The sequence below is a fragment of the Burkholderia anthina genome, assembly GCF_902498995.1.
Taxonomy (GTDB): Bacteria; Pseudomonadota; Gammaproteobacteria; order Burkholderiales; family Burkholderiaceae; genus Burkholderia; species Burkholderia anthina.
In genome coordinates this window covers 331,482-343,133 of sequence record NZ_CABVLY010000001.1, presented here as the reverse complement: position 1 = coordinate 343,133, position 11,652 = coordinate 331,482, and the positions used below count along the sequence as shown (strand labels likewise).

At 68.8% G+C, this 11,652-nt stretch carries 13 protein-coding genes, 1 other RNA gene and 1 riboswitch; of the genes, 6 read left to right on the top strand and 8 right to left on the bottom strand.

The annotated features are described in order from the left end of the window. Positions 1 to 15 precede the first annotated feature (15 nt). Genes cobC through BME24068_RS01595 form a run of 6 tightly spaced genes read right to left on the bottom strand, consistent with a single transcriptional unit; the run spans position 16 to position 4,931 of the window. Positions 16 to 600 carry an alpha-ribazole phosphatase gene (gene cobC / locus BME24068_RS01620; RefSeq protein WP_174924960.1) on the bottom strand — a complete coding sequence of 195 codons (585 nt, stop codon included), beginning with the start codon at positions 598 to 600 and terminating at the stop codon, positions 16 to 18. Continuing rightward, positions 585 to 1,361 (bottom strand): adenosylcobinamide-GDP ribazoletransferase, encoded by a 777-nt coding sequence (locus BME24068_RS01615; protein ID WP_096502231.1) that lies wholly within the window; start codon positions 1,359 to 1,361, stop codon positions 585 to 587. Before BME24068_RS01615 ends, cobC begins: the two co-directional genes overlap by 16 nt. Then, a complete protein-coding gene (cobT, locus tag BME24068_RS01610; protein ID WP_096502233.1) occupies positions 1,351 to 2,406 on the bottom strand; it encodes a nicotinate-nucleotide--dimethylbenzimidazole phosphoribosyltransferase in 1,056 nt (351 codons plus the stop codon). Before cobT ends, BME24068_RS01615 begins: the two co-directional genes overlap by 11 nt. A 52-nt stretch (positions 2,407 to 2,458) precedes the next feature. Continuing rightward, a complete protein-coding gene (locus tag BME24068_RS01605) occupies positions 2,459 to 3,271 on the bottom strand; it encodes an ABC transporter ATP-binding protein (RefSeq protein ID WP_174924959.1) in 813 nt (270 codons plus the stop codon). Further along, positions 3,268 to 4,266: a FecCD family ABC transporter permease gene (locus tag BME24068_RS01600; protein WP_096502502.1), complete on the bottom strand. Its 999-nt coding sequence runs from the start codon at positions 4,264 to 4,266 to the stop codon at positions 3,268 to 3,270. The genes BME24068_RS01605 and BME24068_RS01600 overlap by 4 nt, the downstream gene beginning before the upstream one ends. After that, positions 4,263 to 4,931, bottom strand: coding sequence for a hypothetical protein (locus tag BME24068_RS01595; RefSeq protein ID WP_174924958.1), 669 nt, complete (start codon positions 4,929 to 4,931; stop codon positions 4,263 to 4,265). Before BME24068_RS01595 ends, BME24068_RS01600 begins: the two co-directional genes overlap by 4 nt. Positions 4,932 to 4,939: 8 nt before the next feature. Beyond that, positions 4,940 to 5,193: riboswitch (cobalamin riboswitch) on the bottom strand. 166 nt (positions 5,194 to 5,359) lie between these two features. On the opposite strand from BME24068_RS01595, the gene BME24068_RS01590 reads away from it, so the two are divergent. The 5 genes from BME24068_RS01590 to BME24068_RS01570 all read left to right on the top strand — a co-directional run bounded on the left by BME24068_RS01590 (position 5,360) and on the right by BME24068_RS01570 (position 7,735). Next, the gene (locus BME24068_RS01590; RefSeq protein WP_096502237.1) at positions 5,360 to 5,710 is read left to right on the top strand and encodes an ATPase; all 351 of its coding nucleotides are present in this window, start codon (positions 5,360 to 5,362) and stop codon (positions 5,708 to 5,710) included. Then, complete coding sequence (locus tag BME24068_RS01585; RefSeq protein ID WP_096502239.1) at positions 5,707 to 6,021, top strand: cell division protein ZapA; 315 nt, start codon at positions 5,707 to 5,709, stop codon at positions 6,019 to 6,021. The genes BME24068_RS01590 and BME24068_RS01585 overlap by 4 nt, the downstream gene beginning before the upstream one ends. A gap of 80 nt (positions 6,022 to 6,101) precedes the next feature. Continuing rightward, positions 6,102 to 6,283, top strand: a non-coding RNA gene (gene ssrS / locus BME24068_RS01580) — 6S RNA. Positions 6,284 to 6,352: 69 nt separating this feature from the next. After that, positions 6,353 to 6,814, top strand: coding sequence for an EVE domain-containing protein (locus BME24068_RS01575; RefSeq protein ID WP_096502241.1), 462 nt, complete (start codon positions 6,353 to 6,355; stop codon positions 6,812 to 6,814). A gap of 180 nt (positions 6,815 to 6,994) precedes the next feature. Continuing rightward, entirely contained in the window at positions 6,995 to 7,735 is a 741-nt protein-coding gene (locus BME24068_RS01570; RefSeq protein WP_096502243.1) for an SIMPL domain-containing protein, read from the top strand. 99 nt (positions 7,736 to 7,834) lie between these two features. Here BME24068_RS01570 and lgt read toward each other — a convergent pair whose 3' ends face one another. Together lgt and BME24068_RS01560 are read right to left on the bottom strand one after the other, a co-directional pair. Continuing rightward, positions 7,835 to 8,725: a prolipoprotein diacylglyceryl transferase gene (gene lgt / locus BME24068_RS01565; RefSeq protein ID WP_096502245.1), complete on the bottom strand. Its 891-nt coding sequence runs from the start codon at positions 8,723 to 8,725 to the stop codon at positions 7,835 to 7,837. Positions 8,726 to 8,805: 80 nt separating this feature from the next. Then, positions 8,806 to 9,732: a LysR family transcriptional regulator gene (locus BME24068_RS01560; protein WP_096502247.1), complete on the bottom strand. Its 927-nt coding sequence runs from the start codon at positions 9,730 to 9,732 to the stop codon at positions 8,806 to 8,808. A gap of 135 nt (positions 9,733 to 9,867) precedes the next feature. Between BME24068_RS01560 and ilvD the strand changes: the two genes are divergently transcribed. Beyond that, a complete protein-coding gene (ilvD, locus tag BME24068_RS01555; RefSeq protein ID WP_174924957.1) occupies positions 9,868 to 11,541 on the top strand; it encodes a dihydroxy-acid dehydratase in 1,674 nt (557 codons plus the stop codon). The last annotated feature ends 111 nt before the right edge of the window (positions 11,542 to 11,652 follow it).

Sequence of the window (11,652 nt, the reverse complement as noted above, 5' to 3'; positions counted from 1 at the left end):
CCGGTGCGCGATCGCCTACGCATCCCAGTGCACGACTGCCCAGGTTCGCGCCGCATCGTCCGCACGCAACCAGACGACACCGCCCGTCGGCACCGGTCGCGACAGCAGCGTATCGAGCGGCACGCGCAAAGCGTGCGACGCGAACGCGCGAATCACGCCCGCATGCGTGAGCGCCCAGTGCGGCGCGTCGGCCTGCGTGAGCGCATCGGCCACTCGCGCGACACGCGCGGCGAACCGCGCGACGCTCTCGCCGCCGTGCGCGCACGCATGCATCAGATCAGCCGCCCACGCATCGAGCGCCGCGCGGTCGATAGCGTCCCAGCGCTGCATTTCCCACGTGCCGAAGTCCATTTCCTGCCAGCCCGCATCGCACCGCAGCGGCACGTCGAACGCCTGCGCAAGCCGGCCGGCAACCGATGCGCAGCGCATCAGCGGGCTCGTCCAGACCTGTGCGGGCGCCGGCGCCCCAAGCGCCAGCAGATGGCCGCGTACGGCAAGCGCACCCGGCTCGGCCGGTGCGGCGAGCGGCACGTCGCTGCGTCCGTAACAGACGCCGGGCTCGACGGCGACGGCCGGATGGCGAATCAGGACGACATCCATCCGAGCACCACCAGATAGATTGCAAGCTCGCTCAGTTGCTGGGCGAAGCCGAGACAGTCGCCCGTATACCCGCCGATCCGCTTCACGAAATAGCGGGCCGCCCATGCGCGCACGAGCACGAGCGCGACGAACGCGGCGAGGCCCGCGCGCCAGTCCGGCCAGAACAGCCACGGCAGCCCGAACACGGCCGCGACCCATGCCGAGCGCGCGCCCATGCGCTGCGCAACCGGCTTCGCCTTGCCCTCCGGACGAACGTAGTCGAGCGATATCAGCAGGCTCACCGCCGCCGCACGGCTCGCCGCATGCGCGGCGATCATCGTCCAGGCGGCGCGCAGCGGCGGCATCGCGGCAAGCGCCTGCCATTTCAGCCCAAGCGCGATCACGAGCGCGACCGCGCCGAACGTGCCGATCCGCGAATCGTGCATGATCCGCAGCACGTCGTCGCGCGCGTAACCGCCGCCGAACGCATCGCAGCTGTCGGCGAGACCGTCCTCGTGAAACGCGCCGGTCGCGAGCAGCGTCGCGGCCATCGACAGTCCGACCGCGATCGACGCCGGCAGCACGCGCAGCGCGGCGAGATAGACGAGCGCGCCCCACGCGCCGACGCAGGCGCCGATCAGCGGGAAATAGCGCGCTGCCTGGTCGAGATCGCCCGCCTCGTAGCCGATCGCGCGCGGCACCGGCACGCGCGTGAAATAGCCGAGCGCGACGAAGAAATAGCGCAGTTCGGCGCGTACGCCGCGCGCGCGCTCAGGCGTCACGGTTGTCGACGCCGGCGGACTCGAAGCTCGCCATCTCGGCGAGGAACGCGGCCGCCGCGCGCACGAGCGGCAGCGCGAGTGCCGCGCCCGTGCCTTCGCCGAGCCGCAGGTCGAGCGCGAGCAGCGGCTTCGCGCCGAAATGCTCGAGCATGCGCCGGTGCCCGGCCTCGTGCGACGCATGCGAGAACACGCAGTAGTCGCGCACGCCGGGCGCGATGCGTTCCGCGACGAGCAACGCGGACGTCGCGATGAAGCCGTCGACGAGGATCGTCATCCGCTCGCTCGCGGCCGCGAGATACGCTCCCGTCATCATCGCGATCTCGAAGCCGCCGAACGTCGCGAGCACGTCGATCGGCGCGATCGCGTGCGAATGCCTGACGAGCGCGCGGCCGAGCACCGCGCGCTTGTGCGCGAGCCCCTGGTCGTCGAGCCCCGTGCCGCGCCCGACGCACGCATCGATCGGCACGTCGAGCAGCCGGCTCATCAGGCACGCGGCCGACGACGTGTTCGCGATCCCCATTTCGCCGAAGCCGATCACGTTCGTGCCGAGCGATGCATGCAGGCGTACGCGTGCGGCGCCGGCCGCGAGCGCGGTGTTCGCCTCGTCGCGCGTCATCGCGGGCTCGACCGCGAAGTTGCGCGTGCCGCGCGCGACCGGCAGCGACACCAGCCGGTCGGATACCGGCAGCGGCGACGCGACGCCGGCATCGACGATCTCGAGCGCACTCTGCGCGACGCCGGAGAACGCGTTGATCGCCGCGCCGCCCGCCAGGAAGTTCGCCACCATCTGCGCGGTGACCGACTGCGGATACGGGCTCACGCCTTCTGCCGCGATCCCGTGGTCGCCTGCGAACACGATCGTCACGGGACGCTGCACATGCGGCCGCTCGGTGCGCTGGATCAGCCCGATCTGCAACGCGATCGCCTCCAGCTGGCCGAGGCTGCCGGGCGGCTTGGTCTTGTGATCGATCACATGCTGCAGGCGCTTGCGCAGCGTGTCGTCGAGCGGTGCGATCGCGGGCGGGAAGTCGGTCGGGTTCGTCATCGGAAGGTTGCCTCGTTGGCGCGGCCGGTGCCGCGCATCGAAAGAAGGAAGATCATCGCCGCTCGGGCCACGCAGGCAGCAGCGCATCGCGGCCGTTCTCGCGGATCAGCACGAGCGGATAGCCGAAGGCCTCGCTCGCTCGCGCCGGCGTCAGCACGTCGTGCACGGGGCCGGCCCACGCACGGCCGCGGCCGTCGAGCAACAGCGCGTGCGTCGCGAAACGCCGCGCGAGATTCAGGTCGTGGCACGAGAACAGCACCGTGCGCGGACCCGCGTCGAGCCATGCGGTCAGCGCGCCCAGGCAATCGATCTGGTGATGCAGGTCGAGATGCGCGAGCGGCTCGTCGAGCAGCATCAGCGGCGCATCCTGGCACAGCGTCGCGGCCAGCGCGACGCGCTGGCGCTCGCCGCCGGACAGCGACAGCACGTCACGCGATGCGAGCGCGGTCAGCCCGAACGTCGCGAGCGCATCGCGCGCCGCCGCGCGGTCGCCGTCACGCTCCCACCCCCAGCCGCCGAGATACGGAAAGCGGTTCAGCAGCACCGTATCGAATACCGTCGCGCTGAACGCGTCGTGCAGTTGCTGCGGCATCAACGCACGGCGCTGCGCGAGCTGTTCGGGCGGCCATGCGGCAAGCGGCCGGCCGTCGATCTCGACCTGGCCGCCGGCCGGCGGCTGCAGCCCCGCGAGCGTCGCGAGCAGCGTCGTCTTGCCGGCGCCGTTCGGCCCGGCGACACACCAGATCTCGCCCGGCCGGAACGTCTGCGTGAAACCGTCGAGCAGCGTCCGGTCGCCGGCCTTCAGCGTCACGCCGGCCGCCGTGTACGTCATGTCGCCCGCGGTGCGCGGTGCGGTGAGCATCATCGCATCGGCCTCCTCAGCAACATCCACAGGAACACCGGCACGCCGATCAACGCGGTCATCACGCCGACGGGCAATTGCGCGGGTGCAATCGCGGTGCGCGCGAGCAGATCGGCCGCCATCACGCCGCCGCCGCCCGCGAGCATCGCCGCAGGCAGCAGCATGCGCTGGTCGTTGCCGAACGCAAGCCGCAGCGCATGCGGAACGACGAGACCGACGAAGCCGATCGTGCCGGCCGTCGTCACCGCCGCTGCGGCCGCCAGCGACGCGACGAGGTAGATCCGCACCCGCAGTCGCGCGACCGGCACGCCGAGCGCGAGCGCGGTCGCGTCGCCGCGCAGCAGCACGTTCAGCTGCGGCGCGGCAGGCAGTGCGATGCACGCGGCCAGCAGCAGCGCCCCCCATGCGAACCACGGCGCCGTCACGCCGTTCAGGTCGCCCGTCAGCCAGAAGAGGATGCCGCGCAGCCGGCCGTCGGGCGCGAGCGACAGCAGCAGCGTGACGAGCGCGCCCCATCCCGCCGCAATCACGACCCCGGTGAGCAGCAGCCGCGGCGACGCATCGCGCGAATCGCCGCGCCACAGCTCGCGGCGAGCCAGCCCGAGCACCAGCGCGACCGACACGAGCGAGCCGGCGAACGCCGACGCATCGACGAGCCACCATGCGGCACCCGCGATCATCGCGACGAGCGCGAAGCCGGCCGCGCCGCCGGACACGCCGAGCACGTACGGCTCCGCGAGCGGATTGCGCAGCAGCACCTGCAGCAGCGCACCGGCCAGCGCGAGCAGCGCGCCGCATGCGAAGCCGGCGAGTGCGCGCGGCAGCCGCAACGTGCGCACGATGTCGGCGAACAGCGCATCGCCACCATGCGGGACGAGCGACGCGAGCGCTTGCCACGGCGACATCGGCACGCTGCCGATCGACAGCGACGCGACGAACAGCAACGCGACCGCGACCGCCAGCGCGCCCCAGATCGTGGCGGCCCGAGCGGCGCTCATGCGCTGTGCGGCATCGCGCACGACGTGCGACGCATCCGCTGAGCGCCGTTGCCGGCCGAACGCGGCACGGTCGCGGCGCTTTCGCGTGTTGTGGGGGTACGCAAGCTCGTCATCCTTATGGAACAAGGGGTTGTTGAAGCGTTCGCGGGCGTATCGCGACGCGGCAATGTCATCGCGCACCGCGACGTCGCCCATCCCGTGGCCGCCGAGCCGCATCCCGCGACCTCGCGCCCCGCCGCGCGTCGGCCGTACCGGCTTGATGCCGCGACGCTCCGGCGGGCCGCGGCACCTGCGTGCAGCCGACGTTCTGCGCAATATAGTGGAAGCCGCCGTATCGGGTCGGTGTCCGCACGCGCGGCGAGATCCTGCGTATCGAATCCGGCGCACTGCGCGGCCGCATCCGCGAGCGCGCGCGGCACGCGCGATACGATCGTCGCCGGCCACGATACATCGACGACCGCGGCGCTCGAGGCGGCACGCACGGCCGCCATCACGGCGCACGTCGCCGCGAATCTCGCCGAATCGGCGTGCGCGGCAATCCGCGCGACGGCGGCGAGCGACAATCCGCGCTGCGCGCCGAGCGCCGTGCGGACGATTGGGGTCAGCATCGAAGACAAGTCCCGTGAAGCACTGCGCGCCCCGCTTCCCCGCAGGCCGCGCGTCACGAAGCCCGTGCGGGCCCCTCGCCTCGGCCGGTATCCGGGCTGCAGCGTACCGGCTCGCCTTCCCGCGCATGTCGCGCGCAGTGGCCCGTGCCCGCGTGCGCAACCTGCACGTCGGACACGCCCGAGCCGGCCTGCGTCGTACGACGCGGCCGCTTACCGTTGCGGGGGCAGCGCAGGTTGGCGCTTTCCTGGCGGAGTACGCGCCCTGCTTCCCGTTTAACCGCGCGACGCACGCGCGAGCACCGAGGCGGCGCCAGTTTAGGAGCGGGCCGCACGAGCGTCAAGAAAGCGGCCGCGCGCGCGTTTCGGAGCACGCTCGACGCGCGTATTCGAGGCAAGAAGCGGGGGTGTTACGACTGGAAACGTTACAGATGTCGGAATGCGCGTTATTCCGCGCTAAAATGCTGGGTCTTTAGAGGACGCAGCAGATGCTCAACGAACTCGAAACCTTATCTCAAAATATTGGCCGTCTGATTTCGCTGAACAAGCGCTATCACACGGAACGGCTCGCGCTCGAGGAGCAAGTCGCGCAATTGCGCGCGGAAGCGGACTCGGTCCGCGCGGAACTCGCGCAACTGCGCGAGGAACGCAATGCGCTCGCGGCCGAGCGCGACACCCTGTCGGCAAAGATCGACGACGCCCAGGTCAAACTGAACGCGATTCTCGAAAAACTGCCGCGCTCGAAGAGCGCGGAGCAGGCCGACAACCAGCTCGATCTGCTCGACGCGCAGGCGCGTACGGATAGCGATGACGCGGCCAGCCACGGAGAACATGCATGAGCACCAAGCAGATCGAAGTCTCGATTCTCGGTCAGCCCTATCGGCTCGCCTGTTCGGCCGAGACCGAAGCGGCGCTGCTCGAGGCCGTCGCGCGCGTCGACGCCGAAATGTCGAAGATCCGCGCAAACAGTTCGGTGCGCGGCATCGATCGCATCGCGGTGATGGCTGCATTGTCGCTGGCGTCCGAATTGCTGCGACTGCAAACCAGCGTGCGGCACGGTGAAGCATTTCCGGCGGAGGAAATCCGTCGTACAATGCACCAGATGAACGAACAGCTCGGCGCGGTGCTCGCACAGCACGAGACGCAGTAACGTTTGATCGATGCGTCGATTCCCCTTGATCTCGGCGATCAACGGTGGTCAAATTGGCGCAACGAAACACAGTTCAGTCAGCTTCCCTGCCTGGTTCGCCAAGGTCATATATTCCTTGAACCAATGCCATGTGCACGGTTGCGGAAATTTGTAGCACGGGCGCGCGCGTCACTCTGTCTGATGTACCCGAAGTGCTGCTAACTGCGACCAATTCTGAACCCCAGGTTCAGGATGCCGGCCTAGCGGCCAAGGCGGGGGCCTATCCAACGGCATCGGGAACTCCCGATGCCGTTTCCTTTTGCAGCAGCCCTTTCTGCGTCGATCACGATCCATGCAATACTGGCTGATGAAGTCCGAACCGGACGAAGCAAGCATCGACGATCTCGCGAACGCACCGCAGCGCTCGCTGCCGTGGACTGGCGTACGCAATTATCAGGCGCGCAATTTCATGCGCGACACGATGAAGATCGGCGACGGCGTGCTGTTCTATCACTCGAGCTGCCCCGAGCCGGGCATCGCGGGCCTTGCCGAAGTGTCGTCGACGCCCTACCCCGATCCCACCCAGTTCGATCCGGAAAGCCCGTATTACGACCCGAAGTCGACGCAGGAAACGCCGCGCTGGCTGCTCGTCGACGTGCGCTTCGTGAAGAAGTCGCCGCTCGTGCCGCTCGCGGCGCTGCGCGAACACGACGCGCTCGCCGACATGCGCGTGCTCGCGCGCGGCAACCGGTTGTCGATCACGCCCGTCACGCGTGCGGAATGGCGTTTCATCACCGAAAAGCTGATGAAGTAGGCGTGCGCGAAAGGTCAAATCCGGTCAGCGCGCGCCACTGCCGCGGAACTCGCGGCGCGTTCGCGCAGCCTAAGCAACCGCCGTCCGCCGATCTGGCCGACGGCGGTTTTTCCGTCGCGCGGCACGCCCGCGTCGCGCACGCGTGATCCGCGTGCGCGCCCTCGCACAAGGAGTCCAACAATGACCAAGAAATCCGCACTCGCGCTGTCGCTCGCCCTCGCCGCTGCCGTGCCCGTCGCGCTGACGCTCGCGTCGCCCGCCGCGCACGCACAAACCGCGAACCCGCACTTTCCCGAGCCGGCGGGCGTGTTGTCGCTGTCGTCGCAGGCCAGCGCCGACGTGCCGCAGGACATCATCCACATCACGCTGTTCTACGAGCAGCAGGCAAAGGATCCGGGCAGCCTCACGTCCGCGCTGAACCAGCGCGCCGACGCAGCGCTTGCGCAGGCGAAGGGCGTGTCGGGCGTCACCGCGCACACCGGCGCGTTCTCCGTGTATCCGAGCACCGATCGCGACGGGAAGATTTCCGCATGGCGCGGCCGCACCGAAGTCGTGCTCGAATCGCGCGATTTCGCGGCGGCGTCGAAACTCGCGGGCCAGTTGTCGAACCAGATGCAGGTCGCGAACGTCGAATTCTCGCTGTCGCCCGACGCGCAGCGCGCTGCCGAGCAGAAGCTCACCACCGAGGCGATCAAGTCGTTCCGCGCGCGCGCGGACGAAGCCGCGAAAGCCTTCGGCTACAGCAGCTACTCGATCCGCGATGTAAACGTCGGCGGCGGCCGCAACGTTCAGCCGTATCCGCGCATGATGGCGATGGCCGCGGCACCGATGGACAGCGCGAAGATGAGCGCGCCGATCGCGGTCGAAGGCGGCAAGGCGACCGTCTCGGTAACGGTCAACGGCTCCGTGCAGATGAAGTAACGCGCATCGCGCCGCCGCAGGCGGATGCGAAAACGCCGGCCCGAGGGCCGGCGTTTTTCATGGGTGATCTTGCGTGCGATGCATTACCTGCATCGACGGCTACGCAGCCGCATGCTTCGCGTGGCGGCGATACGCCCACACCATCAGCGCGATGCCCGCGATGATCATCGGCAGCGACAGCCACTGCCCCATCGACAGGCCGAGTGCGAGCAGGCCGAGGAAATCGTCCGGTTCGCGCGCGAATTCGACGGTGAAGCGCGCGAGGCCGTAACCGATCAGGAACAGCGCGGACACGGCGCCCATCGGCCGCGACTTGCGCGAGAAGAAGAACAGCACGAAGAACAGCGTAATGCCCTCGAGCGCGATTTCATAGAGCTGCGAAGGATGACGCGGCAGCATCTGGTACTGCATGAACACGTCGGCGAGATGCCACTTCTCGACGAGCGCCGGATGCTTCGGCAGCCATGCGGCGTCGTCGCGCATCGCGCCCGGGAACATCATCGCCCACGGTGCGTGCGGATCCGTCACGCGGCCCCACAGCTCGCCGTTGATGAAGTTGCCGAGCCGCCCGGCCGCGAGCCCCGTCGGCACCATCGGTGCGACGAAATCGGTGACCTGCAGCCAGTGGCGCTTGCGCTGCCACGCGAACAGCACCATCGCGAGCGTCACGCCGAGGAAGCCGCCGTGAAACGACATCCCGCCTTCCCACACCTTGAAGACGTCGAGCGGATGCGCGAAGTAGAAGTCGGCCTTGTAGAACAGCACATAGCCGAGCCGGCCGCCGAGCACGGTGCCGAGCACGCCGTAGAACATCATGTCGTCGATGTCCTTCGCGGTCCAGCCCTGCGCCGCGACGTGCGGCAGCTTCAGGCGGATTCGGCCGACGACGATCGCCGCGATGAAGCCGACGAGATACATGAGACCGTACCAGCGCACGGCGAGCGGCCCGAGATGGATCGCTACGGGGTCGAAATTCGGGTGAATGATCATGGGTTAGCGATGAAGTTTTCGAATGCGGTACGGCGCTCCCGCACCGCGCATTGGACGGCGCCGGCACGTCAACGTTCGCGTCACGTGGCGAGACCGTGCGCACGCACGACGTCAATGAAGCCGGCGAGCACCGGACTCACGTCGCCCGTGCGCCACACGAGGCCCGTTTCGACGACGGGCGCATCGCCGGCGAGCGGCCGGTAGACCACGCCGGTGCGCCGCAGGTTACGCAACGACTGCGGCACCAGTGCGACGCCCATCCCGGCCGACACGAGGCTGACGATCGTCTGCATCTGGATCGCCTCCTGGCCGATGCGCGGGGTTTCCCCCGCCGCGCCGTAGCAGCCCGTAATGATGTCATAAAAGCCGGGCGCCAAACGACGCGGGAAGATCACCAGCGGCAGCGCGGCCACCTCCGCCAGATGCACGGGTTCGTCCTCGGCGGCCTCCGGCGCCCTAGAGGCCACCGACGCCGGCATCGCGACCACCAGCGGCTCGCGCACGACCGGCAGGTACGACAGCCCGGCCGCGTGGCGCGGCGGCACCGGCGGAATCACGAGCCCGGCGTCGATACGGCCCGCGACGAGTTCGTCGATCTGCACGTCGCTCGTCGCTTCCGCGAGCTGCAGCCGCACCTGCGGATAGCGCGCGCCGAACGCGCGCAGCAGCGCCGGCAGCAGCCCGTAATCGGCGGTCGACACGAACGCGAGCGACAACGAGCCGGCCTCGCCGCGCGCGAGACGCCGCGCGAGCGGCGGCAGCGCGTCGGCCGACGCGAGCAGCCTGTGCACGTCGGGCAGCAGCGCGGCGCCGACCGCGGTCAGCGCGACCGAACGCTTGGTGCGCACGAACAGCGCAACGCCGAGCGCATCCTCCAGCGAGCGGATCGCCTGCGACAGCGGCGGCTGCGTCATCGACAGCCGCTCGGCCGCGCGGCCGAAATGGCGCTCGTCGGCAACGGTTGCGAAATAGCGCCACTGGCGCAGGTCGGGCGTCGGATCGGCCATGCTTCACTCATTCGTAAAACGACTTAATAAGCGACAAATAATATATTGGACATCCCAAACCGGAAACTCCATTCTTGCTTCATCCGAACCGGCACACCGCTCGCGGGCGTCGCCAATACAACGATGGAGTCCCCCATGTCGTACAACCGCCGCTCGAAGCACATCACGCAAGGCGTGGCCCGTTCGCCGAATCGCTCGATGTATTACGCCCTCGGCTACCAGAAGGACGATTTCGACAAGCCGATGATCGGCATCGCGAACGGTCACTCGACGATCACGCCGTGCAACTCGGGCCTGCAGCGCCTGTCGGACGCCGCTGTCGCGGCGGTGAAGGCGGCCGACGCGAATCCGCAGATCTTCGGCACGCCGACGATCTCGGACGGCATGTCGATGGGCACGGAGGGGATGAAGTACTCGCTCGTGTCGCGCGAAGTGATCGCCGACTGCATCGAAACCTGTGTGCAGGGCCAGTGGATGGACGGCGTGGTGGTGGTCGGCGGCTGCGACAAGAACATGCCGGGCGGCATGATCGCGCTCGCGCGCCTGAACGTGCCGGGCATCTACGTGTACGGCGGCACGATCCGCCCCGGCCACTGGAAGGGGCGCGACCTGACGATCGTGTCGTCGTTCGAGGCGGTCGGCGAATTCACCGCGGGCCGGATGTCGCAGGAGGATTTCGACGGCGTCGAGAAAAACGCGTGTCCGACGTCGGGCTCGTGCGGCGGCATGTACACCGCGAACACGATGAGCTCGTCGTTCGAGGCGCTCGGCATGTCGCTGATGTACTCGTCGACGATGGCCAACCCCGATCAGGAAAAAGTCGATTCGGCCGCCGAATCGGCGCGCGTGCTGGTCGAGGCCGTGAAGCGCGACCTGAAGCCGCGCGACATCATCACGAAGGCGTCGATCGAGAATGCCGTGTCGCTGATCATGGCGACCGGCGGCTCGACCAACGCGGTGCTGCACTATCTCGCGATCGCGCACGCGGCCGAGATCGACTGGACGATCGACGACTTCGAGCGCATCCGCAAACGCGTGCCGGTGATCTGCGACCTGAAGCCGTCGGGCCAGTACGTCGCGACCGACCTGCACAAGGCGGGCGGCATCCCGCAGGTGCTGCGGATCCTGCTCGATGCGGGGCTGCTGCACGGCGACTGCATCACGATCACCGGCCGCACGATCGCCGAGGAACTGAAGGACGTGCCGGGCGTGCCGCGCGCGGACCAGCACGTGATCTTCCCGATCGATCGCGCGCTGTACAAGGAAGGCCATCTCGCGATCCTGAAGGGCAATCTCGCGGAAGACGGCGCGGTCGCGAAGATCACCGGCCTGAAGAACCCGGTGATCACCGGCCCGGCGCGCGTGTTCGACGACGAGCAGAGCGCGATGGATGCCATCCTCGGCGACCGGATCCGCGTGGGCGACGTGCTCGTGCTGCGCTATCTCGGCCCGCAAGGCGGCCCCGGCATGCCGGAAATGCTCGCGCCGACGTCGGCGATCGTCGGCAAGGGGCTCGGCGAGTCGGTCGGCTTCATCACGGACGGCCGCTTCTCCGGCGGTACCTGGGGCATGGTGGTCGGCCATGTCGCGCCCGAGGCGTTCGTCGGCGGCACGATCGCGCTCGTGCAGGAAGGCGACTCGATCACGATCGATGCGCACCGGCTGGTGCTGCAACTGAACGTCGACGACGCGGAACTCGCGCGCCGGCGCGCCGCCTGGACGCAGCCGGCGCCGCGCTACACGCGCGGCGTGCTGGCCAAGTACGCGGCCCTCGCCCGCCCGGCGAACAAGGGGGCCGTCACCGGCTGACGCGTGTCGGGCGTCATGCGACCCCATTGCAGACGGCCGCCGGGGAAACGCGTAAAACACGCGTTCCCTTTACTCTTATAATGCACGCGGACCGTGAAGCCGGCCGTCCCC